This window comes from Tersicoccus sp. Bi-70 (genome assembly GCF_001968825.1).
Taxonomy (GTDB): Bacteria; Actinomycetota; Actinomycetes; order Actinomycetales; family Micrococcaceae; genus Tersicoccus.
Genome location: NZ_MIEU01000014.1, coordinates 70,929 through 92,967, shown reverse-complemented (window position 1 = coordinate 92,967; position 22,039 = coordinate 70,929). Strand labels below are relative to the sequence as shown.

The window sequence follows — 22,039 nt, the reverse complement described above, 5'->3', positions numbered from 1 at the left end:
GCTCCGCCACCGGGACGCGTCAGCGCACGATGGTCGTGGTGACGCGAGCGAGGGACGGCGCGGCCGGGGCCGAGGAGAAGCCGAACGTCACGGGCGGATCGAGCGGGCGCAGGCCCCCGAGGTCCGTGCCGGCGTCGTCTCCGTCGACCGACACGACGTGGTGCAGGTCGCGGACGCCGTAGTACTCGCGACGGCCCGCGCCCGCGGTCCCCGCGGTGTGGACCCCGCGCACCAGCCGCCCCGCGACCGGGTCGATCAGCTGCAGCCACGGGGGAGCGGCCGCGAGCGGCCCCGGCACCAGGCGGAGCAGACGGCCCCACCCGGTGCGGCCACCGATGCCCACGGTCACCGTCAGGCCGGCGGCCGCGAGGTCGAGCGTCGCGGTCAGAACCCCGTCGCGCGGTTCGCCACGGGTCCGGATCACGGGGGCGATCGCGCAGGAGACGGCCTCGATGCGCACCTCGTCGAACCGGTAGGTGGCACCGACGTAGTCGGCGATCGCGCGGTCGGGGGCCAGCAGCGTGCGGGTGCCGTCCGCCGCCTGGAGCATGACGTCGGTGAAGGCGCCGAACGGCGAGGCGTGCCAGTGGCCGACGACGACGCGCAGGCCGCTGCCCGTGCCGAAACCGGCGATGTGTCCGTCGAAGCGGTCGCGGACGGGTTCCGGCACGGTTCCTCCCTCGGGTGTCGGTGGCACGAGCGGCCCCGACTGCCGCAGGATGGTCCGTGTGACCTCCCGCATCCCCGAGCCTGCCATCCAGGACACCCCGAGCGATACCCACCCCGCCGGCCTCGCGTCGACCGCCCCCACGCCCGGCGCGGCCGGGTTGACCTCGGCCGCCGCCGTCCGTGACGCCGCGGCCGCGCTCGATGCCGCCGACGCGCTCGCCGCCTGCCGGGACCTCTTCGCGCCCGCCGACGCGCCGGGCGCCGGTGTCCCCGTGACCGCGTACCTGGACGGGAACTCGCTCGGGCGCCCGCTCCGCGCGACCGAGGCCCGGCTGCACGATCTCGTGCGCGGCGCCTGGGGAACCGGACTGATCCGCTCCTGGGACGAGCAGTGGATGGCGCTGCCGTACCGGCTGGGGGACCGGCTCGGCGCCGTGTGCCTCGGTGCCGCCGCCGGGCAGACCGTGGTCGGGGACTCGACCACCGTCATGCTCTACAAGTTGCTGCACGCCGCGCTGGTCCACCAGCGGGCGGCCAGCGACGGTCGCCGCACCGAACTGGTCCTCGACTCGGAGAACTTCCCGACCGACCGGTATGTCGCCGCGACGCTCGCCGACGCGCTGGACGTGGAGCTCGTCTGGATCGAGCCGGACCCGGCCGCGGGCGTGACCGTCGAGCAGGTGCGTGACGCCGTCGGTGAGCGGACCGCCGTCGTCCTGCTCTCCCATGTGGCGTACAAGTCGGCCTGGCTCGCGGACCTGCCGGCGATCACCGCGGCCGTGCACGACGCCGGGGCCCTCGTGCTGTGGGACCTCTGCCACTCCGCCGGCGTCGTCGAGGAGGGACTGGACGAGCACGACGTCGACCTCGCCGTCGGCTGCTCCTACAAGTTCCTCAACGGCGGGCCCGGCGCGCCCGCGTTCGGCTACGTGGCCGCGCGGCTGCAGGCGGATCTCGCCTCGCCGATCACCGGCTGGATGGGGCACGCCGAGCCGTTCACCATGGGACCGGACTACGCCGCGGGGAACGGGATGCGGCGATTCGTCTCGGGCACGCCCGCCGTCCTCGGCATGGTCGGCATCGAGGACACCGTCGACCTGATCGACGAGGTCGGGCTGACCGCCGTCCGGGACAAGGCGGTGGACCTCGGTGCGTTCGTCATCGCCGTGGTCGACGGTCTGCTGTCCCGGCACGGCGTCCGGGTGGTCAGCCCGCGGGACCCGGCGCAGCGCGGCGCACACGTGACGATCGCCCACCCCCGGTGCCGGGAGCTCTACCGGCAGCTGTGGGGCGAGGGCATCGTGCCGGACTTCCGGGAGCCCGACGGAATCCGGCTCGGACTGGCCCCGCTCTCGACGTCGTTCGCCGAGGTCGCCGCCGCGCTCCTGCGGATCGACGAGCTGCTCGGCTGACACCTGCCGGGTGTCGCGTTGGCACCCGAGTCAGCGGGTTCGGACCTCGTCGCGTCGTCCTGCGCGGCAGCCTGGTGTGCCGTGAGCACGGTGTCTGCGTCGGGCGCGGTCGTCCCTCACCCCGCGCATACTGGGACGATGACGGACACCGTGGCTCTGATCACCGGAGCGAACAAGGGAATCGGACTGGAGACCGCCCGGCAGCTCGGGAAGCGCGGCATGACCGTGCTCGTGGGTGCGCGGGACGCCGACCGGGGCGCCGAGGCCGAGCGGACACTGACGCAGGAGGGCATCGACGCGCGGTTCATCAGCCTCGACGTCACCGACGACGCGTCAGTGACCGCCGCCGCGGAGCAGATCGAGAAGGACTTCGGCCACCTCGACGTGCTGGTCAACAACGCGGGCATCCCCAGCGCGAGCGGCCGCCGCGCCACCCCCGGCGAGACGTCGATCGAGGACATGCGCGCCGTCTTCGAGGTGAATGTGTTCGGTCTGGTGCGCGTGACCAACGCGATGCTGCCGCTGCTGCGCAAGGCTCCCGCCGCGCGGATCGTGCAGGTGTCGAGTGAGGTCGGGTCGATCGACGCGACGTCCAATCCGGGTTCGCCCCTGAGCACGATGCCGGCGTCGGCGCAGTACCCGTCGTCGAAGGCCGCGGTCAACATGCTCACCGCCCAGTACGCCAAGGAACTGGCCGGCACCCCGATCAAGGTCAACGCCGCGAACCCGGGCTTCACCGACACCGAGTTCAACGGCCACCGGGGCATCCGGCCGGTCGAGCAGGGCGCCGAGCCCAGCGTGTACCTGGCGACGCTGCCCGACGACGGGCCCTCCGGTGTGCTCTACGGACACCTGTGGACCACCGAGGGCGACGGCGACGGCGGGTACGGCATTCTGCCCTGGTGACCCGGACAGGAGCGACGGGGCAGACGGACGGCTGAGCTGTCCTGCGCCCGGCCGAGACTCCGCTGAGTCCGCCACTTCCACCCTCAGCGGGTGGTCAATGACCGGGGCGGAAGGGCGGAACCGGCGGACTCAGCGATCCGCGCGGCTGCAACCGGCGGACTCAGCGACGCGTCAGGGCACAGCCTGACGAACGGCGCGGAGCTGACGGATTCGGAGAAACGCCCGAGAACCTCAGCGGCCGGTGAGCTGCCGCAACTCCTCGAGCACGGTCGGCCAGTACGGGCTGTCCGGGTCGATCAAGTCGAGGTGGTGCGCTCCCGACAGGATCCGCGTGTGCAGCCGCGGGTTCGCGGGCAGTCCCGTGGTCAGACCGACCGGCACCAGCGTGTCGAGGTCCCCGTGCAGGACGGTCACGGGGGCGGTCGGCTCGGCGCCGGACTCCAGCAGCGCCTGCGGATCCAGGCGCGCATAGCGGTCCGGGTGGGCGGTGGGGGACCCGCCGATCCAGTCCGGCACGGCGTCCGACCCGAGATGGTCGCGGTACGCGACCGCGAGATCCGCGACCGGCGCCAGCGCCAGGACCGGTACCGGGGCGGCGTCGTCGGCGAGCGCGCGCAGCAGGACGAGGGCGCCACCGGCGGAGTGACCCACCCAGGCGGCAGCGGGCCCGTGGTCTCCGGTGAGGGCGACGTCGAGCGCCCGCAGGTCCTCGACCGTGACATCGGGCGTACCTGGAACCCGCCGGTACTCGGCGAGCGCCACGTGATACCCCTCCGCCGCGAGGGCTCGTGCCTGGGGACGGGCGTGGGCGCGGTCCGTACCCGGTCGGAAGTAGCCGCCGTGCACGACGACGACGAGCGGCCCGTCGTCGGGCCCGAACAGCTCGGCCAGCTGGTCCGGCTCCGATCCGTAGGACCACGTCGAGCCGGCCGGCCCGGTGTCCGCGTTCAGCGCCGTCAGGGCGCGCTGCTCGTCCGCGGCGGCCGCCTCGGCCGACCGGGTCGCCACGCCGTCGTCCGGTGTGCCGGGCTGAATCGCTCCGCTGTCGCTCATCGGCCGGGCCGACCCAGCGGCGTGTCGTCGAGGCCGTCCCGCAGGTCGGTCAGGGAGTCGACCACCGTGATGGCGCCCGCCTCGGTCAGCTCCTCGACGGAGAAACCCCCGGTGCGCACGGCGATGGTCGGGATGTCGGCCTTGCCGGCGGCGATCGCGTCCCACGTCGAGTCGCCGATCATGACGGCGTCGTTCCCGCCGACCTTCTCCAGTGCCACCTGCACGAGGTCGGGCGCGGGTTTGGACTGCTCGGCGTCCTCGGAGGTCGTCCAGGCGTCCGTGATGTCCCTGCCGCCGACGAGGTCGAGGAAATGCTCGACGTGCTTCTTCTTGCCCGAACTGGCGAGAACCAGCCGGAAGCCGCGGTCCTTGACCTCGGCGAGCAGCTCGCGGGCACCCTCGAACGCGGCGACGGAGTCGATCATGCCGTCGAACTCCTCCACCCAGGTGTCCCGCAGCGCGTCACCGTGCTCCTTCTCGACGGCGTCGCCGGCGACGTGGGGCACGAGTTGATCACCGCCCATGCCGATCGCGCGGTGCAGGCGCCACACGGGCAGGGTGATGTCGAACCGCCGGAACGCCTGGTACCAGGCCAGCGCGTGCTGGTAGTTGGTGTCGACCAGGGTCCCGTCGACGTCGAAGATCGCGGTGTCCGCCATGGTCTCGCCCTTTCATCGGAAGCGTGCTCTCCCTCTGCACGCTACTCGTCGTCGGGGTGCGCAGGAGCGGCGAGTGCCGGGACCGGTGACGCCGACGACGTGCGCGGGGTCGGGACCGACGCCCGCGGTCACGTGCCGCAGGTCCGGCCAGCGTCCCGCGGTGTCCGCGACGACGAGGGCGACGCCGTGCCGGCGCACCTGCTCCACGAACGCCGGGGTGTCGTGACCGGGGTGGCGGATCTCGAGGGCGTGGCGCAGCGGACGGTCGACATCGACGTCGAGCCAGGTACGCTCCGTCGTCAGCTTCTCGTCGTGGTCCGCGCCGAGCCGGGCGGCCTCGGCCGTCGTGCGCGGCAACTGCGCGAGGAACTGCTCCAGCGTCCCGGCGTCGTACTCCACCCGCTCGGGCAGCTGCCACAGCACCGGTCCCAGCTTCTCCTCGAGGGCCAGCACGCCGGAGGCGAAGAAGTTGGCCAGCGCACGGTGCACGTTGCGCAGCCGGAGCAGGTGGGTGATGTAGCGGCCGCCCTTGACCGAGAAGACGAAGTCCTCCGGGGTGTCCGCGTACCACTGCCGGTAGCTGGAGGGCCGCTGCAGTGAGTAGAAGGAGCCGTTGATCTCGATGGTGCGCAGGTGCGCGGCGGCGTACTCCAGTTCCCGGCGCTGGGGCAGTCCCTTCGGGTAGAACGAGCCGCGCCAGGGGGCGTACCGCCAGCCGGAGATGCCGACGCGCGCCGTCCCGGTTCCCGCTCCCGCTGCCGCCGACCCGTCTCGCATGCTCGAACGCTACCGGCCGTCCGGCCCGCCCGTCAGTCGAAGACCGGTGGCCGCGGATACGATGATCCATCGTGGCCAAGCTGTATTTCCGCTACGGGGCGATGAACTCCGGCAAGTCGACCGGTCTGCTGCAGGCGGCGTTCAACTACGAGGAGCGCGGGCAGCGGGTGCTGCTCGCCAAGCCGCAGATCGACGTCAAGGGCGAGGACCAGATCCTCTCCCGGCTCGGTGTCGCTCGGTCCGTGGACTTCCTCGTCCCCGCCGGCGCCGACGTCGGGGAGCTCTTCCACCGGCACGCCGTCGGTGACGACCCGTCGGCCCTGCTGCAGCACGTGGACACGGTGATCAAACCGGTCGCGTGCCTGCTCGTCGACGAGGCGCAGTTCCTCGAACCGGCCCAGGTCGACGACCTGCTCCGCATCGCCGTCGAGCAGAACGTGCCCGTGATGGCCTACGGCATCCGCACCGACTTCCGCACCCGGTCCTTCCCCGGATCGGCTCGGCTGCTGGAACTGGCGCACGCCCTCGAGGAGCTCAAGACCATCTGCCGGTGCGGCCGGAAGGCGATGTTCAACGCCCGCCGCATCGGCGACCGGTTCGTCTTCGAGGGGGACCAGGTGGCCATCGACGGTGTCGCGGTCACCTACGAGTCGCTCTGCGCGAACTGCTATCTGACCGAGTCCGGAGGACGGCTGAGTTGACCCTCCCGGCGGCGGGGAAGGCCCGGTCCGGTAGACTCGGGCCCGAAGCGCCCCCTGGTCTGCGGTTCCCGCAGTGCACGAGGGGCTTTCTCATGTGTGGCCGCCGAGCGGCATCGGCGTCACCCGCATCGCAACGAAGGAGTGATCCGATGCCAGCGATCGTCGTGGTCGGGGCCCAGTGGGGCGACGAGGGCAAGGGCAAGGCCGTCGACCTGCTCGGCGGACGGGTCGACTACGTGGTCAAGCCCAACGGCGGCAACAACGCCGGGCACACCGTCGTCGTCGGTGGCGAGAAGTACGAGCTGAAACTCCTTCCCGCCGGCATCCTCTCCCCGAACGTCGTCCCCGTGATCGGCAACGGCGTCGTGATCAACCTCGAGGCCCTGTTCGAGGAGATCGACGGGCTGACCAGGCGCGGCGCCGACACCTCGCGACTGCTGGTCTCCGCCAACGCGCACCTCGTGGCGCCGTTCCACCAGACGATGGACAAGGTCACCGAGCGCTTCCTCGGCAAGCGGGCGATCGGCACGACCGGCCGCGGCATCGGCCCGGCGTACATGGACAAGATCGGCCGGCTCGGCATCCGCGTGCAGGACGTGTTCGACGAGTCGATCCTGCGGCAGAAGGTCGAGGGGTCGCTGCGGCAGAAGAACGAGCTGCTGGTCAAGCTGTACAACCGGCGCAGCATCGACGTCGAGGAGGTCGTCGCGTACTTCCGCGGGTTCGCCGACCGGCTCGAACCGATGATGGTCGACACCACCCACGTGCTGAACAACGCGCTCGACGCCGGCAAGGTGGTGCTGATGGAGGGCGGTCAGGCCACGTTCCTCGACGTCGACCACGGCACCTACCCGTTCGTCACCTCCTCGAACCCGACGGCGGGCGGCGCGTCCGTCGGCTCGGGCATCGGGCCCACCCGGATCAGCCGGGTGGTCGGCATCATCAAGGCCTACACGACGCGCGTCGGCGCCGGCCCGTTCCCCACCGAGCTGTTCGACGAGTGGGGCACCTACCTGCAGAAGACCGGCGGCGAGTTCGGCGTCAACACCGGCCGGCCGCGCCGCTGCGGCTGGTACGACGCCGTGCTGGCCCGGCAGGCCTCCCGCATCAACGGCTTCACCGACTACTTCCTCACCAAGCTCGACGTCCTGACCGGCATCGAGCGGATCCCGGTGTGCGTCGCGTACGACGTCGACGGCGTCCGGCACGACGAGATGCCCGTGACCCAGACCGAGTTCCACCACGCCAAGCCCGTGTTCGAGTACTTCGACGGGTGGACCGAGGACATCTCGGGCGCCCGTTCGCTGGAGGACCTGCCGGCCAACGCCCGGGCCTACGTCGCGGCGCTCGAGTCCATGAGCGGCACTCGGTTCTCGGCCGTCGGCGTCGGCCCGGACCGAGAGCAGACGATCGTGGTCCACGACCTGATCGGCTGAGCCCCGGCCGGCCGCAGCACCCCGTGGGTCAGGAGTTCGTGGGCGAGCCGGAGGCGCTGAGCGTCCGCGCTGCCACCGCACCGCTCCTCGCCTGACCGCCACCGGCGTACGTGACGACGGGCGGGATCAGGGGGTGGAGTCGGGCTGATTGGGGCCGGGGACCGGCGTCTCTCGCACGAGGTACGTGCTGCCATCGGGGCGCTGCACTCGCGTCCACTGTCGCGCCTCTGCCTCGAGCCGGGCGAGTTGAGCCCTGCTCTGGGCCGTCAACTCACCCTCGGTCGTCCCACGGTCGGCCGGGCCGAAGACGGTCCGCAGCCTGCCAGTGGCACGCATGAATCGATGGACGAAACCCTGGTCGGCCATGGCCCGGAGCCTTCCTCTCGGCGTGAACTCCTATCGTACGGAGGATCGTCGCTGCCTACCGACCCGTGCTCGAGCCGATGGGACTGACGCACCCGCAGTACCGCGTCATGCTGGCCCTGGGGGAGCGAGCGAGCCCCGCACCGTCAAGGACATCAGCGCGACGCTCGTTCTCGAACCTTTCACCGTCGCTTCGCTGCTCACGCGACTCGACGAGAGCGGGCTGGTCGCCCGGACGCACAGGGCGGGGAACGAACGAGCTCGGAGCCCGCGACCATCCTCTACTGTGGGAGCAGTCCCCGAGCTCGAGGAGGAGGAGGGCACATGCTGGTCAGTGTCGGTCAGTTCGACCCGGCGGGATCGCCGGAGGCCAACGTCACGGTGATGCGCACCCTGGCCGGGCAGGCCCGTGCCGCGGGCGCCCAGCTCGTCATCTTCCCCGAGGAGTCGATGTGCAGCATCGGCAAGGTCGCGGGCGAGTTCGCCGCGACCGTCGCGGCGCACTGGTCCTCTTTCGTCCGTGATCTCACCGCCGTCGCCCAGGACCTGCAGATCGCCGTCATCGCCGGCGGGTACGAGCCGTCGAGCGATCACCGGCCGTACAACACGCTCGTCGTCATCGACGCCGAGGGCCGCGTGGTCGAGACCTACCGGAAGCTCCACCTGTACGACGCGTTCTCCTACCGCGAGTCCAACCGCATCGCCGCGGGGGACGAGGGCCCGAAGAACGTCAACCTCGGCGGCCTGAACGTCGGCGTGATGACCTGCTACGACCTGCGGTTCCCCGAGATGGCGCGCGTACTCGCCGAGGAGGGCGCCGACCTCATCGCGGTGCCGTCCGCCTGGTTCACGGGCGACCACAAGGTCGACCACTGGGAGACGCTGCTCAAGGCGCGGGCCATCGAGAACACCTGCTGGGTGGCCGCCGCGGGCACCGCGAGCGCGCACACCATCGGACACTCGGCGATCATCGACCCGATGGGTGTGCCGCAGGACTTCCTCGAGGGGGAGACGCAGGGACTGGTGACCGTCGACGTCACCCGGCGGCGGATCGACGAGGTGCGCGAGTTCCTCCCGGTGCTGCGCAACCGCCGGCTGCTGTCCTCCCGCACGCTCGTGCCCGCCCCGAACGGGGACTGACCGTGCCGGCGCTGCGACCGGAACGCGTCCGGGAGCTGTGCCTGCGACTGCCGGGGACCTGGGAGGACTTCCCGTTCGGTCCGGAGACCAGCGTGTTCAAGGTCCGCGCCGGTGGCGGCGTGGCCCGGATGTTCGCGCTGACCACCCTGGCCGCGACCCCGCTGAGCATCAGCCTGAAGTGCGAGCCCGCGCTCGCCGTCGCGCTGCGCGCCGCCCACCCGGAGATCACCGGGGCCTGGCACCTGAACAAGACCCACTGGAACGGCGTCGCGCTCGACGGCGAGCTGGAGGAGGCGATGGTGGCCGACCTGATCGAGGACTCGTGGGATCTCGTCGTCGCCGGACTGCCGCGGCGGGACCGGGAGCTGCTGGCGTGGCGGGAGCGGGCGGCGGATTCCGAATGAGCGAGGCGGCGCGTGTCCCGGAGGAGCTGGCCCGTGGCCTGACCTACCGGCAGGTGGGATGGACGGCCACCGGCTGGTGGCCGCCGGGCTGGTTCTCCGTGCGCCGCCGGCATGTCGTCGGACGCGGGGACGAGGCGTTCGCCGCGCTCGGGGGAGCCATCGCCCGCTGGGGCATCCTCGCCGGTGCCGGGCTGACCGTGGATGCCGACGAGGACATCGCCCGGCCCGGCGTCGAGGTGCGCAGCACCGTCGGGGCGGAGACCCTGGTCCGTGCGCTGGCTCCCGTCCGCGACCACCTGCCTGGCCCGCTCGGCGGACTGCTGACGGCGGGCGTCACCGCACCCTGCCGGGTGGTGTGGGTGGCGGGGAGCGCACCGGTCGTCCCCCTGGCCGGCCGGATCCCGGTGGCGAGCGCCGGCTTCGGCTACGGCACGCTGCCCGGCCACCCCGAGCGCGGGGAGGAGGCGTTCCTCGCCCACCTGCAGAGGGACGGCGACGTCGAGTTCGAGATACGGGCCTTCAGCCGGCCCGCGACGACGCTGCTCGCGCTCGGGTCCCCGGTCAGCCGGCGGGTGCAGCGACTGATCACCGACCGGTACGTCGACGCGGCCCGCGCCGCCGCTCAGACGGTGGCGGGGCGCTCCCGGCGGTAGCCGCGCTCGAACGTCTCCTCGGCGTCGTCGTCCTCGGCCGTGAAGCCGCACTTGACCAGCACCCGCTGGGCGGCCTCGTCCTCCCATGGGGTGCTCGCCTGCACGGCGCCGATCTCCGGGAAGGAGAAGGCGAAGTCGACGAGGGCGGTCGTGGCCTCCGTGGCGTACCCCTGGTTGCGGCGGGACGGGCTGATGCTGCAGATGAGCTCACCCACCCCGTCGATCGGCGGCCCCTCGAAGCCGATCAGCCCGACCACGAAGCCGGACCCGCGTTCGACGATGGCCAGGTGCCCGAAGGACGTCGAGACGTCGAACGCGCCCCCGCCGACCTCGAGCAGGCGGGCGGTGTCCACGTCACCGGGCTGGGGGAAATCCTCCGCCCACTCGACGGGGTGCGCCCCCGCGAGGATGGCGGCGACGTCACTTGCGGTCATGGGACGGAGGATGAGGCGCTCCGTTCCCACGCCGATGGCGGGATCGAGATCCCCGGGGCTGATCTGCATGGCCCCATTATGGGGGACACCACCGGTCGTTCCCCAGCCGCGGCCTTACACGTTAAGCTTCGGCGCGTCGCGCGACGGACCGTGACCCCGTGGTCGGGTCAGGCGGCCTCGGAACGGGCGGCGTGCTCCGGCCAGAACGGTGCGGCGGGCAGGCTCCGCATCCCGCGGTTGCCGAGAGCGAGGACGACTGCGAACCCCGCGATGCCTGCGCACAACGCCAGCACGCCGGACCACCCCCATGCGGCGTATCCGAAGCCGGCGAGCAGGGGAGCGAGCGGGACGGCTCCCAGGGCGAGCAGGTCCAGGGCGCTGTTGGCCCGGCCCAGCAACCGGGAGGGCACGGCGACCAGGTAGTAGCCGAGCAGGCCGGCGTTGATCGCCGGGACCGCCACCATGCCGGCGGCCAGCGCGGCGCAGACGGCCGGTAGCGCCCGCACGAACGGCAGCACCGCCAGCGCGGCCGCCATCATCACCAGGCCGGCGCCGCTGAGCACCCCGGTGGGCACCCGCTGCACCAGCCTCGGCGCGGCCAGCGACCCGACCAGCAGGCCGACGCCGACGGACGCCGACGTCAGCCCGATGGTCGCCGGGGACTCGCCGCGCTGCTGCAGCCCGATGACGACCGAGGTCATCGCCGCTCCGATGCCGAGGTTGACGATCGTGGACACGGCCATCACCCCGCGCAGGTCGGGTCGCCGGGCGAGCCAGGCGAACCCCTCCCACGCCTCCCGGACCCAGCCGGCCCGAGCAACGGAAGCAGGGGTCCCCGGCTGCGACGACTCGTCGGCATCGGCATCGGCATCGGTAGCCGCGCCGGCGCCGGGCCGCAGATCGGCGCGGATCCGCAGCACGGCGACCGCGCTGATCGCGTGCAGCACCGCCGTCGCGACGAAGGGGATCGCGTGGCCGACGGCCATCAGCAGACCACCGATCGGACCGCCCGCCAGACTGACCACCGCATCGCGACCCTGGTTCGCGGCCACGGCGGAACCCAGCCGGGACGCGTCGACGACGGACGGCAGCGCGGCGTTCGTGGTGGCGTCGACGAGACCGCTGCGCACATTGAGCACGAGGTTCAGGACGGTGAGGAGCCAGAAGTCCATGAGGTCGGCCGCCAGCAGGACGGCGAGCACGCCGGCGGTGACCACGCCGGCGCCCGCTCCGGCGAGGACGAGGACGCGCCGGTCGTACCGGTCCGTCAGGACGCCGCCCGGGAGTACCGCCAGGACGCGGCCCACCGCGCCGATCGCCGTCACCACACCGGCCTGCGCGGGACTGCCCGTCACGGACAGGGCGAGCAGGGGCACGGCGAGGGTGAGCAGAGAGCGGCCCAGTGCCGGCGCGGTGTCGGCGGCGAGCCACCAGCGATAGTCGGTGCTGCGCCACAGGCCGGCGGGTGCGGAGGGGCGAGGTTTCCGGTGAACGAGCGGCATGGCCGTCAGCGTAGATCCGCAAGAGATGGTGCGCAAGAGTATTTGCGCAACTGCGGATGCGCGTCCGGCGGGTCGGGACGACTCCGGCGTTCCTAGAGTGGTGGCATGGACGCCTACGAACCGACACGCACCGCTCCCGCCCTGGTGCCCACGGTGATGACCTCGCCGATGCTCAAGGCGATGGCGCACCCCGTGCGCCGTCGGATCGTCTCGGTGCTCGGCGCCGTCGACCACGCCAGGGCCGCGGACCTCGCCCGGCAACTCGACATCCCCGCCAACGCGGTCAGCTTCCACCTGCGCACGCTCGCCGACGCCGGGTTCGTGGAGGAGGCGCCGGAGTTCGCCCGCGATCGCCGGGACCGCGTGTGGAAGGCGGTCAACCAGTCGTGGCAGGCGGGCAGTCCGCAGCGACCGCTGCGCCCGGAGGAGGAGGGCACCCTGGCGGCGTACCTGCACCAGGTGACGCTCGACCAGCAGGACATGATGGCGCGGCTGGCCGCCTGGGCACAGGAGCGCGCCGCCGGACGCGATCGCGAGCCGCGCGGCGAGATCAGCATCGGATCCCTGCGCCTGACGACGCAGGAGGCCCGGCAGGTGTTCGACGACGTCGAGGCGGTCCTGGACCGCGCCCGCTCGCTGCACCACGAGTCCACGGACGCCGACGAGGCCGCCGGCGTCCGGGTCTGGGACTACACGTTCATGGCCGCCCGCGACGACACCTGACACTGCTCGCGGGGGCGACGACGAGCGGGGTCCGTCAGGCGACGACCTGCCGCTTGGAGGAGATCACCCCGGTGTCGAAGCCGGCCAGGTGCAGGCCACCGTGGAAGCGCGCGTGCTCGATCTTCACGCACCGGTCCATGACCACGTTCAGCCCCGCGGCCTCCGCGTCGGCGGCCACGCCCTCGTGCCAGGAGCCCAACTGGAGCCAGATGGTGCCCGCACCGGCGTCGACGGCCTCGGTCAGCACCCCGGGCAGGTCGTCGTGCTTGCGGAACACGTCGACGATGTCCGGCTTCTCCGGCAGGTCCGCCAGGGACACGTAGACCGGCTGGCCGAGGATCTCCTTCGCGACCGGGTTGACGAAGTAGACCCGGTACGGCGACGAGGAGAGCAGGTAGGTCGCCACGAAGTAGGAGGCGCGGGACGGCTTGTCGGAGGCACCGACGATGGCGATGACCTTGGCGTCGCGCAGGATGGACAGCCGCTCCGGGGCGGTGGGCCCGACCCAGGTACGGCCGGGCTGCTGCTGCTGCGTCGCGTTGGTGTTCGTGGTGGTACTCATGCGCGGGCTCCGATCTCGCAGGCCGCCCCGCCGTCGGCGGCGCCCGCCTCCGGCGTGACGAACGTGTCGTCGTTCTCCTCCAGCTCACCGGTTTTCGCCGCGACCTCCTGGGCGGCGGTGAGCGCCTGGTCCAGATCCCACAGGATGTCCTCGAGGTCCTCCAGGCCCACCGAGATGCGGATCAGGTCCTCGTTCACCCCGCCGGCGGCCAGCTGCTCCGCGGTCAGCTGCCGGTGGGTGGTCGAGCCCGGGTGCAGGACGAGCGTGCGGGAGTCGCCGACGTTGGCCAGGTGGCTGGCCAGCTGCAGCGCCTCGATGAACCGCTCGCCGGTCGCCCGGCCACCGCGCACGCCGAAGCTGAACACCGAGCCGGGGCCGAGCGGCAGGTAGCGCTCGGCCCGCTCGTGGTGCGGGTGGGACGGCAGGCCGGCCCAGTTGACGTAGGAGACCCGCTCGTCGGCGTCGAGCCACTCGGCGACCGCACGGGCGTTGGCCAGGTGCGCGTCCATCCGCTGCGGCAGCGTCTCGACGCCCTGCAGGAGCTGGAACGCGGACTGCGCGGACAGGGACGGACCGATGTCGCGCAGCTGCTCGGACCGCAGCTTGGTCAGGAACCCGTACTCGCCGAAGTTGCCCCACCAGGAGACGTTGCCGTACGAGGGCACGGGCTCCGTCATCGTCGGAAACTTCCCGTTGCCCCAGTCGAACCGGCCGCTCTCGACGACGACGCCGCCGAGGGTGGTGCCGTGCCCGCCGAGGAACTTGGTCGCCGAGTGGATGACGATGTCCGCACCGTGCTCCAGTGGCCGGATCAGGTACGGGGTGGACAGCGTCGCGTCCACGACGAGCGGCACGCCCGCCTCGTGGGCCACCGCGGCGAGGCCGGCCAGGTCGGCCACCTGGCCGGACGGGTTGGCGACGACCTCGGTGTAGACGGCCTTCGTCTCCGGGCGGATCGCCGCGGCGTAGTCGGCCGGGTCGGTACCGGAGACGAACGTCGTGTCGACCCCGAACCGGCGCAGCGTCACGTCGAGCTGGGTGACGGTGCCGCCGTAGAGCTGGGAGGAGGCGACGATGTGGTCCCCGGCCCCGGTGAGGGCGGCAAAGGTGACGAACTCGGCGGCCATGCCCGAGGACGTGGCGACGGCGCCGATGCCGCCCTCCAGCGACGCGATCCGCTCCTCGAACGCGGCGACCGTCGGGTTGCCGATCCGCGAGTAGATGTTGCCGTACTTCTGCAGCGCGAAGAGGTTGGCGGCGTCGGCGGTGTCCTTGAACACGAACGACGTCGACTGGTAGATCGGCACGGCCCGGGCGCCGTGCTCGGCGTCGGGGGTGCCGCCCGCGTGCAGCGCGCGGGTGCGGAATCCGAAACGGTGGTCTGCCATGGGTCAGCGTCCTGTCGTCGTGGCGGCCAGCTCGGGATCTCCGAGCTCGACGCCGTGCTTGCGGGCCAGGTCGGCCTCGAGTTCGCGCACGATCGGGAGGATGTCCCGGCCGAACGCGGCGACCTCCTCCTGGAAGTGCAGGTAGCAGGTCAGCAGCAGGTTCACCCCGCGCTGCTTGTAGGCGACGATCCGCTCGGCGATCTGCTCGGGCGTGCCGATCAGCTGGGTGCGGAACCCGTCGTTGTACTGGACCAGGTCCTCGAAGGAGGAGTCGGCCCACATGCCCTTGCCGTCCTTCGTGGCCGGCCCGGCCTCCTGGACGGCGTCGCGGAAGCCCTCGACGGCGGGCCGGTGCGCCTTCTCCACGATCTCCCGCAGGGTGTCCCGGGCCTCCTTCTCGGAGTCCCTCGCGATGACGAACCCGTTGAGCCCGAACCGCGGGGCCGTACGGCCGATCGCGGCGGCGGAGGCGTGCACGTCGTTGAACTGCTCGTCGAACCCGTCGAAGTCCTTGCCGTTGGAGAAGTACCAGTCGGCGACGTGCCCCGCGGCGATCCGCGCGGCGGTCGAGTTGCCGCCGAAGAAGATGTCCGGGTGCGCCCGGCCGGGCACGTCCACGGGGGCGGGGGAGAGGGTGAAGTCGCTGATGTCGTAGTACGCCCCGTGGAAGGAGAAGTCCTGCTCGGTCCACAGGCCGCGCAGGATCGAGATGAACTCCTCGGTGCGGGCGTACCGGTCGTCGTGATCGAGCCACGGCAGGCCGAAGCCGTCGAACTCGGCGCGCAGCCAGCCGGAGACGATGTTCACGGCGGCCCGGCCGTTCGAGATGTGGTCGGCGGTGATGATGTACTTCGCCAGCACGCCGGGGTGCCACATGCCCGGGTGGACCGCGGCGATCACCTTGAGCTTCTCCGTCGCGGCGAGCAGGGCCAGGGAGAACGACGTCGCCTCGTGCTGCTTGTCCGCGCCGTAGCTGGCGGCGTACCGGGTCTGGGAGAGGGCGTACTCGAAGCCGGCGTCCTCGGCGATCCGGGCGAGCTTCTTGTTGTAGTCGAAGTCCCAGCTGGTGCGCTGCTCGATCGTCGAGACGACGAGGCCACCGGAGACGTTGGGCACCCAGTACGCGAACTTCAGGGGCTCGGCGAGATTGACTCGCGCGTCGATGCTGCTCATCGGGATCTCCTTCGGGGAGACATACCGCTGTCGGGTCCCGGCAATGTGCGGCCCGGGCAGGGAACGGCCCTGTCCGATGCTCAAGATTGCTGTGCGCTCTCTTCCATCGCTTCTGGCGGTAGCACCGTGTGGTCAGCGGTTCTTCGACCACGGTTGCTGCGGCGTCATCGATCCAGATCTCTCGGCCGCTCGGGATGGCGCTGCCATTCTGCGACGCCCGCGCGGCCCGGGGCAACCCGCGTCCGCCATCCGGCGTCACGTCGCGCGCTGTCGACGAGCGGCGTCTACAGGCCGAACCGCGGCGCCTCGATCGCCGGGCAGGTGTCCATCACGACGTCGAGGTCGGCCGCGGCGGCACGGGCGGCGGCAGCCTCGTCGACCACCCCGAGCTGCAACCACACCGCACCCGCGCCGGCGGCGATGGCCTGGTCCACGACGTCGCCCACCCGGCCGGAGTTGACGAAGCAGTCGACGACGTCGAGATGGCCGCCGGCCTGCGCCGCCTCGGCCAGCGTCCGGAAGCCGGGCTCGCCGAGCGCCGCCTCCCCGCGCGGATTGACGGGCACGATGGCCATGCCGAGGTGGTCCCGCAGCAACGCCGCGATGCGGGGCGCGACCCGTCGCGGATTCTCGCTCAGCCCGACCACCGCCCAGCGGCCGGGGGTGGTCAGCAGGCGACGGATCGTGTCCGGGTCGTTCCGGTGGCTCATGCCCTCATTCTCCGCCCCGGTCCCTCGCCGGCTCGTCACCCGATGCTCGATCCGGCCTCGACGAGCCGCGTCCGGAGCATGTGTCGACGAGCAGGAGGCGGCGCAGAGGGGGCGGCGAAGTATGACGGTGCGTGGCGCCGGCGGCGTCCCCGAGTTGCCCAGCGGCCCCGTCGTGCCGTTACAGTGGGCGGCATACCATCCCGAGCGGCCGAGAGATCTGGCTCGTCGACGCCGCAGCAACCCACCGATCCGTCGGAAGGGTGCTACCGCCAGGATCGATGGAGTTGATCTCACGTGTCTCTGTTCTCGCCCGCGCGCCATGCCGCCTCCGGTGTCGCCGACCCGGCGGATTCCCCGCACTTCTGGAGTGACGGCGACGCCGGGATCACCTTCACCGGCGTGGGCCGCAGCTTCGGCGCGCACGACGTCATCGCGGGGGTCGACCTGACGGTGGCACCCGGCGAGGTGATCGCGATCCTGGGTCCGAGCGGGTGCGGCAAGTCGACGCTGCTGCGCCTCGCCGCCGGGCTGGACGCCCCGACCGGCGGCTCCCTCGTCATCGGTGACGCTCCGGTCCGGGCCTGGGACCCGCGCTGCGCGGTCGCCTTCCAGGAGCCGCGGCTGCTGCCGTGGCGGACCCTGCGCGAGAACGTCGCCCTCGGGCTGCCCCGCACCGGCCGCCGCCGCACCGCGGCGCAGGACGCCCGGATCGACGAGCTGCTCGAGCTGGTCGGCCTGTCCGGGTTCGCCGGGCACCGGCCGCGCGCCGTCTCCGGCGGCATGGCGCAGCGCACCTCCCTCGCCCGGGCCCTGGCCCGCGACCCGCACGTGCTACTGCTCGACGAGCCCTTCGGCGCCCTCGACGCCCTGACCCGGCTGAAGATGCAGGACCTCCTGCTCTCCGTGCACGCCGCCTCCCCGGCCACCATCCTGCTCGTCACCCACGACGTCGACGAGGCCCTCCAGCTCGCCGACCGGATCGTGCTCCTGGGTCCTGACGACGATGGCGCGGGTGCCCCGGGTCCGGCCCGCTCCGGCGCCGCGCCCGCCGGGGTGCGCTCCGTGCACACGGTTCCCGGCGCTCGTCCTCGCCACCGCGGTTCGGCCGACCTGGCCCGCATGCGCGTCGACCTGTTCACCGCGCTGGGCGTCGACGCCCACTGACCGCCCGGCCGGCCCGCGCCGGCGTCCCGCGCTTCCGGAGCGCCGGCCGCCGGATCGCGCGGATCAGCGCCCGCTCGACCTGCTCCGCCGGTTCACCCCGTTCTTTCCTCGTTCTTTCCGTTCCGTCACCCGTCGTCACCACTCGCAGAGGATCACCATGACCCGCCGCCCCGCCCGCCTCGTCCGCTCCGCCCTCACCGCCGTCGCCGTCGTCACCGCCGCGACCCTGACCCTGACCGGCTGCGCGGGGGAGGGCTCCGGCTCCTCGACCGCCGCCGCCGCGGGTGGCGGCGGCGACGGGAAGACGCTGAACATCGACTTCGCCACCTACAACCCGCTCTCCCTGGTGATCAAGAAGAAGGGCTGGCTCGAGGCGGCGCTGAAGGAGAAGGGCGTGACCGTGAACTGGGTGCAGTCCGCCGGCTCCAACAAGGCGAACGAGGCGCTGCGTTCCGGTGCCATCGACGTCGGATCCACCGCCGGATCGGCCGCCCTGCTGGCACGCGCCAACGGCTCACCCATCCGCACCGTCGACATCTACTCCCAGCCCGAGTGGTCCGCGCTTGTCACCACCCCGAAGACCGGCATCACCTCGGTGGCGGACCTGAAGGGCAAGTCGGTGGCCGCGACCAAGGGCACCGACCCCTACTTCTTCCTGCTGCAGTCCCTCGCCGCGAACGGCCTAAAAGCGTCCGACGTCACCGTGCAGAACCTGCAGCACGCCGACGGCCGTACCGCGCTGGAGAACGGCTCCGTGCAGGCCTGGGCCGGCCTCGACCCGATCATGGCCGCCGCCGAGAAGAACGGCGCGAAGCTCTTCTACCGCAACGTCGGCTTCAACACCTACGGCTTCCTCAACGCTCGCGAGGACTTCCTGAAGAACCAGCCGGAGATCGCCCAGACTGTGGTGAACACCTACGAGGCGGCCCGGGCCTGGGCGAAGGGGCACACCGCGGAGACGGCCGCAATCCTCGCCGACGTCGCGAGCATCGACACGACCGTGGCCACGAAGGTGATCGCGCGGACCAACCTCGGCGTCGACCCGGCGCCCGGGGCGAAGCAGCGGGCCGTGCTGGAGAAGGTCGGCACGATCATCGTCGACTCCGGTGACGTGAAGGACGCCGGCACCGTCGACACCGCGCTGAACGGCCTGCTCGACGCCGACCTCGTGACCAAGGCCGATCCCTCGGCGGTGTCCACCAAGTGAGCGCGTCCCCTCCGGACACCCGCGTCGACGCGCCTCCGGCCTCGCGTTCTCACGCGGCGCCCGGTGCGGCGGCTCCCGGCCGCCGGCGCGTCCCGGCACCGGTCCGCTGGGCCGCCGGCCTGGTCGTCCCGCTGCTGCTGCTCGCCCTGTGGCAGGCGACGACCGCTCTCGGCGTCTTCACCCCCGTGCAGCTGCCTCCGCCTGCGGACGTCCTCGCCGCCGGCGTGGACCTGCTCCGACGCGGACAGCTGGGTACCCATGTGTGGATCTCCACCCAGCGCGTGCTGCTCGGGTTCCTGCTCGGGGCCGTCGTCGGCCTCGCCGCGGGCGCCCTCGTCGGGCTGTCCCGGCTCTCCGCCCTGTTGTTCGCGCCGACCATCGGCGCGTTCCGGGCGGTGCCGTCCCTGGCGTGGGTGCCGCTGCTGCTGCTGTGGGTCGGCATCGGCGAGAACTCCAAGGTGCTGCTGATCGCCATCGGCTCGTTCTTCCCGGTGTACACGACGGTCGCGCTCGCCCTGCGGCACGTCGACCCGCACCTGGTCGAGGCCGGCCGTGCCTTCGGCTACGGCGGCGTGCGGTTGCTGCTGACCGTGCAGCTGCCGGCCATCCTGCCCGCCGTCGTCTCCGGTCTGCGGCTCGCGCTCGCACAGGCATGGCTGTTCCTCGTCGCCGCCGAACTGCTCGCCTCGTCGATGGGACTGGGGTTCCTGCTCATCGATTCGCAGAACAATGGACGGACGGACCGGCTGCTGCTCGCGATCGTGCTGCTCGCGATCCTCGGCAAGGTGACCGACGCGGTGCTGGGTCTCGCCCAGCGGGCCGCGGAACGGAAGTGGGCATGACGCGGGGAGTGATCGAGATGGACGACGCGGTGCGAGCCGCCCTGACCAGCGCGGACGAGCGGCGCGGCGACGTCGTCAACCCGGCCCACGAGGGCGACGACGCGCGGGTCGCGTTCTGGGAGCGACAGGCGCAGCGCCTGGACTGGGCGCAGCCCTGGCACACGACGCACCGGTTCGAGCCGGCCGTGGCCCGTCCCGGGCAGGCCACCGATGACGGCGAGCCCGTGTACGCGCCGCCGGTGATCGAGTGGTTTGCCGGCGGGAAGCTGAACGTCGCGTACAACTGCGTGGACCGGCACGTCGAGGCCGGCCGCGGAAGCCACGTCGCCCTGCACTTCGAGGGCGAGCCCGGCGACCGGAGCACCTACACGTACGCGGATCTGCAGCGGGAGGTCAGCCGCGCCGCCAACGCGCTCGAGAAGCTCGGCGTCGTCGCGGGGGACCGGGTGGTCATCTACCTGCCCGTCATCCCCGAGACCGTGATCATCACCCTGGCGTGCGCCCGGATCGGCGCCGTGCACTCCCTCGTGTTCGGCGGGTTCTCCGCCGAGGCCCTGCGCTTCCGGGTCGAGGACACCGGGGCGAAGGTGCTCGTCACCTCCGACGGGCAGTACCGCCGGGGTGCCGCCGTCCCGGTCAAGAAGAACGCCGACGAGGCGGTGAGCGGGACCAACGCGATCGAGCACGTCGTCGTCGTGCGCCGCACGTCCAAGCCCGGCGCCTCGCGCGGGCGCGCCGGCGTCGTCCCGATCGGTGCGCGCGGCGCCCGGTCCAGCGCCGAGAGCGCCGTGCCGTGGACCGAGGGCCGGGACGTGTGGTGGCACGAGCTGCTGGACACCGTGCCGGACACCCACGAGCCGGTGGCCTTCGACGCCGAGTCGCCGCTGTTCATCATGTACACCTCCGGTACCACCGGCCGGCCCAAGGGGCTCGTGCACACCATGGGCGGGTACCTCGTTCAGACCGCCTACACGCACGCCCTGCTGTTCGACCTGCTGCCCGCAGGTGTGGACGGGCGGGTCGACGAGCTCTCCACCGAGGTCGACCCGGCGCGGCGGGACGCGACCGTGCACTGGTGCACCGCGGACCTGGCGTGGGTCACGGCGCATACCTACGAGATCTACGGGCCGCTGGTCAACGGCGTCACCGAGGTGATCTACGAGGGCACGCCGAACACCCCGCACTTCGGCCGGCACCTGGAGATCATCGAGCGCTACGGCGTCACCACCTACTACACGGCGCCCACCCTGGTCCGCTCCCTGATGGGCGCGTTCCCGGACGGTGTCCCGGCCACCTACAACCTCGACTCGGTCCGGCTGATCGGCACCGTCGGGGAGGCGACCAACCCCGAGGCGTGGCGCTGGTTCCGGCAGAACATCGGCGGCGGCGCGGCGTCGGTGATCGACACCTGGTGGCAGTCCGAGACCGGGTCGACCATCCTCTCGCCCCGCCCGCACGACGCGGCGTTCGACCGGGAGGACGGCGAGCCCGGCGGCCCGAAGCCCGGTTGCGCGACCCGCGCTCTGCCCGGCGTCGACGCGTCGGTGGTCGACGAGGACGGCAACCGCACCGCGCCGGGGGAGCAGGGCTTCGTCGTCGTCGACGCGATCGGCCCGTCCATCGCGCGGACCGTGTGGAAGGACCCGCAGCGCTACGCCGACTCCTACTGGCGCCAGTACGCGGACCGCGGCTGGTTCTTCGCCGGCGACGGCGGGCGCTACGACGAGGACGGGGACATCTGGATCCTCGGCCGCGTGGACGACGTCATCAACATCTCCGGGCACCGGCTCTCGACCATCGAGATCGAGTCCGCACTCGTCACCCACCCGGACGTGATCGAGGCGGGGTGCTGCCCGGTCGGGGATCCGCTCACCGGCCACGCCGTCGCCGCCTTCGTCGTGCTGAGGCCCGGTTCCGCGGTCGACGCCGAGGAGCTGCGTGCCCACGTGGGCACCGTGATCGGGCCGATCGCCAAGCCGAAGGTCGTCGTCGCCGTCCCGGACCTGTCCAAGACCCGCTCGGGCAAGATCATGCGGCGGCTGCTCACCCAGCTGTGGGAGGGCACGACGCTCGGGGACACGACGAGCCTGCAGGACGAGTCGTCGGTCGACGCGATCGCCCGGGCGGTCGCGCACCAGCAGGGTTCGTAGCCCCGCCCGGG

General features: G+C 72.1%; 22 protein-coding genes and 2 riboswitches. Of the genes, 12 read left to right on the top strand and 10 right to left on the bottom strand.

Translation table 11 applies throughout. The features are described 5' to 3' along the window. Positions 1 to 19: 19 nt before the first annotated feature. Complete coding sequence (locus BGP79_RS11535) at positions 20 to 670, bottom strand: hypothetical protein (protein WP_076696019.1); 651 nt, start codon at positions 668 to 670, stop codon at positions 20 to 22. A gap of 157 nt (positions 671 to 827) precedes the next feature. Between BGP79_RS11535 and BGP79_RS11530 the strand changes: the two genes are divergently transcribed. Beyond that, positions 828 to 2,081: a kynureninase gene (locus BGP79_RS11530; RefSeq protein WP_076696017.1), complete on the top strand. Its 1,254-nt coding sequence runs from the start codon at positions 828 to 830 to the stop codon at positions 2,079 to 2,081. A gap of 138 nt (positions 2,082 to 2,219) precedes the next feature. Further along, positions 2,220 to 2,987: an SDR family oxidoreductase gene (locus BGP79_RS11525; RefSeq protein ID WP_076695670.1), complete on the top strand. Its 768-nt coding sequence runs from the start codon at positions 2,220 to 2,222 to the stop codon at positions 2,985 to 2,987. 231 nt (positions 2,988 to 3,218) lie between these two features. On the opposite strand, the gene BGP79_RS11520 is transcribed toward BGP79_RS11525, so the two are convergent. From BGP79_RS11520 to BGP79_RS11510, 3 genes are read right to left on the bottom strand one after another with little or no spacing between them, the layout of a single operon-like run. Further along, positions 3,219 to 4,040, bottom strand: a complete 822-nt coding sequence (locus tag BGP79_RS11520; protein WP_198928471.1) for a S9 family peptidase — start codon at positions 4,038 to 4,040, stop codon at positions 3,219 to 3,221. Further along, entirely contained in the window at positions 4,037 to 4,699 is a 663-nt protein-coding gene (locus BGP79_RS11515; RefSeq protein ID WP_076695668.1) for an HAD family hydrolase, read from the bottom strand. The genes BGP79_RS11520 and BGP79_RS11515 overlap by 4 nt, the downstream gene beginning before the upstream one ends. Before the next feature lie 12 nt (positions 4,700 to 4,711). After that, entirely contained in the window at positions 4,712 to 5,476 is a 765-nt protein-coding gene (locus tag BGP79_RS11510; RefSeq protein ID WP_076695666.1) for a DUF72 domain-containing protein, read from the bottom strand. A 71-nt stretch (positions 5,477 to 5,547) separates the two neighbouring features. On the opposite strand from BGP79_RS11510, the gene BGP79_RS11505 reads away from it, so the two are divergent. The 5 genes from BGP79_RS11505 to BGP79_RS11480 all read left to right on the top strand — a co-directional run bounded on the left by BGP79_RS11505 (position 5,548) and on the right by BGP79_RS11480 (position 10,173). Then, positions 5,548 to 6,177 carry a thymidine kinase gene (locus tag BGP79_RS11505; RefSeq protein WP_076695664.1) on the top strand — a complete coding sequence of 210 codons (630 nt, stop codon included), beginning with the start codon at positions 5,548 to 5,550 and terminating at the stop codon, positions 6,175 to 6,177. A gap of 149 nt (positions 6,178 to 6,326) precedes the next feature. Further along, entirely contained in the window at positions 6,327 to 7,613 is a 1,287-nt protein-coding gene (locus BGP79_RS11500; RefSeq protein WP_076695662.1) for an adenylosuccinate synthase, read from the top strand. A gap of 687 nt (positions 7,614 to 8,300) precedes the next feature. Continuing rightward, positions 8,301 to 9,116 carry a carbon-nitrogen hydrolase family protein gene (locus BGP79_RS11490; protein ID WP_076695658.1) on the top strand — a complete coding sequence of 272 codons (816 nt, stop codon included), beginning with the start codon at positions 8,301 to 8,303 and terminating at the stop codon, positions 9,114 to 9,116. An 11-nt stretch (positions 9,117 to 9,127) separates the two neighbouring features. Then, the gene (locus BGP79_RS11485; protein WP_076696013.1) at positions 9,128 to 9,520 is read left to right on the top strand and encodes an MmcQ/YjbR family DNA-binding protein; all 393 of its coding nucleotides are present in this window, start codon (positions 9,128 to 9,130) and stop codon (positions 9,518 to 9,520) included. Then, complete coding sequence (locus tag BGP79_RS11480) at positions 9,517 to 10,173, top strand: DUF1990 family protein (protein ID WP_076695656.1); 657 nt, start codon at positions 9,517 to 9,519, stop codon at positions 10,171 to 10,173. The genes BGP79_RS11485 and BGP79_RS11480 overlap by 4 nt, the downstream gene beginning before the upstream one ends. Here BGP79_RS11480 and BGP79_RS11475 read toward each other — a convergent pair. Both BGP79_RS11475 and BGP79_RS11470 read right to left on the bottom strand, forming a co-directional pair. After that, the gene (locus tag BGP79_RS11475; protein WP_076695654.1) at positions 10,143 to 10,676 is read right to left on the bottom strand and encodes a GNAT family N-acetyltransferase; all 534 of its coding nucleotides are present in this window, start codon (positions 10,674 to 10,676) and stop codon (positions 10,143 to 10,145) included. The genes BGP79_RS11480 and BGP79_RS11475 overlap by 31 nt on opposite strands. Positions 10,677 to 10,774: 98 nt before the next feature. Further along, on the bottom strand, positions 10,775 to 12,109 hold the full coding sequence (locus tag BGP79_RS11470) for an MFS transporter (RefSeq protein ID WP_076695652.1): 1,335 nt from the start codon (positions 12,107 to 12,109) through the stop codon (positions 10,775 to 10,777). 105 nt (positions 12,110 to 12,214) lie between these two features. Between BGP79_RS11470 and BGP79_RS16760 the strand changes: the two genes are divergently transcribed. After that, complete coding sequence (locus tag BGP79_RS16760) at positions 12,215 to 12,832, top strand: helix-turn-helix domain-containing protein (RefSeq protein ID WP_198928470.1); 618 nt, start codon at positions 12,215 to 12,217, stop codon at positions 12,830 to 12,832. Positions 12,833 to 12,866: 34 nt separating this feature from the next. Here the strand turns inward: BGP79_RS16760 and BGP79_RS11460 are convergent, their stop codons facing one another. From BGP79_RS11460 to BGP79_RS11445, 4 genes are all read right to left on the bottom strand, one after another. Then, positions 12,867 to 13,394, bottom strand: a complete 528-nt coding sequence (locus BGP79_RS11460; RefSeq protein ID WP_076695649.1) for a CoA-binding protein — start codon at positions 13,392 to 13,394, stop codon at positions 12,867 to 12,869. Next, complete coding sequence (locus tag BGP79_RS11455; RefSeq protein WP_076695647.1) at positions 13,391 to 14,782, bottom strand: O-acetylhomoserine aminocarboxypropyltransferase/cysteine synthase family protein; 1,392 nt, start codon at positions 14,780 to 14,782, stop codon at positions 13,391 to 13,393. Before BGP79_RS11455 ends, BGP79_RS11460 begins: the two co-directional genes overlap by 4 nt. Positions 14,783 to 14,785: 3 nt before the next feature. Next, positions 14,786 to 15,955 carry a dimethylsulfone monooxygenase SfnG gene (gene sfnG, locus BGP79_RS11450; protein WP_076695645.1) on the bottom strand — a complete coding sequence of 390 codons (1,170 nt, stop codon included), beginning with the start codon at positions 15,953 to 15,955 and terminating at the stop codon, positions 14,786 to 14,788. Positions 15,956 to 16,055: 100 nt separating this feature from the next. Continuing rightward, positions 16,056 to 16,156, bottom strand: a riboswitch (SAM riboswitch). Between the two features lie 83 nt (positions 16,157 to 16,239). Beyond that, positions 16,240 to 16,665 carry a CoA-binding protein gene (locus tag BGP79_RS11445; protein WP_076695643.1) on the bottom strand — a complete coding sequence of 142 codons (426 nt, stop codon included), beginning with the start codon at positions 16,663 to 16,665 and terminating at the stop codon, positions 16,240 to 16,242. 192 nt (positions 16,666 to 16,857) lie between these two features. Next, a riboswitch (SAM riboswitch) is annotated at positions 16,858 to 16,950 on the top strand. Between the two features lie 9 nt (positions 16,951 to 16,959). Between BGP79_RS11445 and BGP79_RS11440 the strand changes: the two genes are divergently transcribed. The 4 genes from BGP79_RS11440 to BGP79_RS11425 all read left to right on the top strand — a co-directional run bounded on the left by BGP79_RS11440 (position 16,960) and on the right by BGP79_RS11425 (position 22,028). Next, positions 16,960 to 17,829, top strand: coding sequence for an ABC transporter ATP-binding protein (locus tag BGP79_RS11440; protein ID WP_083701844.1), 870 nt, complete (start codon positions 16,960 to 16,962; stop codon positions 17,827 to 17,829). Positions 17,830 to 17,986: 157 nt separating this feature from the next. Beyond that, on the top strand, positions 17,987 to 19,036 hold the full coding sequence (locus BGP79_RS11435; RefSeq protein WP_076695641.1) for an aliphatic sulfonate ABC transporter substrate-binding protein: 1,050 nt from the start codon (positions 17,987 to 17,989) through the stop codon (positions 19,034 to 19,036). Beyond that, on the top strand, positions 19,033 to 19,878 hold the full coding sequence (locus BGP79_RS11430) for an ABC transporter permease (protein WP_076695639.1): 846 nt from the start codon (positions 19,033 to 19,035) through the stop codon (positions 19,876 to 19,878). Before BGP79_RS11435 ends, BGP79_RS11430 begins: the two co-directional genes overlap by 4 nt. Positions 19,879 to 19,895: 17 nt before the next feature. Next, a complete protein-coding gene (locus tag BGP79_RS11425; protein ID WP_076696008.1) occupies positions 19,896 to 22,028 on the top strand; it encodes an AMP-binding protein in 2,133 nt (710 codons plus the stop codon). Positions 22,029 to 22,039: the final 11 nt, after the last annotated feature.

What these genes read in the sequence shown, in the direction of transcription:
- BGP79_RS11525 (WP_076695670.1), top strand. Translation starts at nt 2,220, where the DNA reads ATGACGGACACCGTGGCTCTGATCACCGGAGCGAACAAGGGAATCGGA.
- BGP79_RS11520 (WP_198928471.1), bottom strand. Translation starts at nt 4,040, where the DNA reads ATGAGCGACAGCGGAGCGATTCAGCCCGGCACACCGGACGACGGCGTG.
- BGP79_RS11515 (WP_076695668.1), bottom strand. Translation starts at nt 4,699, where the DNA reads ATGGCGGACACCGCGATCTTCGACGTCGACGGGACCCTGGTCGACACC.
- BGP79_RS11510 (WP_076695666.1), bottom strand. Translation starts at nt 5,476, where the DNA reads ATGCGAGACGGGTCGGCGGCAGCGGGAGCGGGAACCGGGACGGCGCGC.
- BGP79_RS11500 (WP_076695662.1), top strand. Translation starts at nt 6,327, where the DNA reads ATGCCAGCGATCGTCGTGGTCGGGGCCCAGTGGGGCGACGAGGGCAAG.
- BGP79_RS11490 (WP_076695658.1), top strand. Translation starts at nt 8,301, where the DNA reads ATGCTGGTCAGTGTCGGTCAGTTCGACCCGGCGGGATCGCCGGAGGCC.
- BGP79_RS11480 (WP_076695656.1), top strand. Translation starts at nt 9,517, where the DNA reads ATGAGCGAGGCGGCGCGTGTCCCGGAGGAGCTGGCCCGTGGCCTGACC.
- BGP79_RS11475 (WP_076695654.1), bottom strand. Translation starts at nt 10,676, where the DNA reads ATGCAGATCAGCCCCGGGGATCTCGATCCCGCCATCGGCGTGGGAACG.
- BGP79_RS11470 (WP_076695652.1), bottom strand. Translation starts at nt 12,109, where the DNA reads ATGCCGCTCGTTCACCGGAAACCTCGCCCCTCCGCACCCGCCGGCCTG.
- BGP79_RS16760 (WP_198928470.1), top strand. Translation starts at nt 12,215, where the DNA reads ATGGACGCCTACGAACCGACACGCACCGCTCCCGCCCTGGTGCCCACG.
- BGP79_RS11460 (WP_076695649.1), bottom strand. Translation starts at nt 13,394, where the DNA reads ATGAGTACCACCACGAACACCAACGCGACGCAGCAGCAGCAGCCCGGC.
- BGP79_RS11455 (WP_076695647.1), bottom strand. Translation starts at nt 14,782, where the DNA reads ATGGCAGACCACCGTTTCGGATTCCGCACCCGCGCGCTGCACGCGGGC.
- sfnG (WP_076695645.1), bottom strand. Translation starts at nt 15,955, where the DNA reads ATGAGCAGCATCGACGCGCGAGTCAATCTCGCCGAGCCCCTGAAGTTC.
- BGP79_RS11445 (WP_076695643.1), bottom strand. Translation starts at nt 16,665, where the DNA reads ATGAGCCACCGGAACGACCCGGACACGATCCGTCGCCTGCTGACCACC.
- BGP79_RS11435 (WP_076695641.1), top strand. Translation starts at nt 17,987, where the DNA reads ATGACCCGCCGCCCCGCCCGCCTCGTCCGCTCCGCCCTCACCGCCGTC.
- BGP79_RS11425 (WP_076696008.1), top strand. Translation starts at nt 19,896, where the DNA reads ATGGACGACGCGGTGCGAGCCGCCCTGACCAGCGCGGACGAGCGGCGC.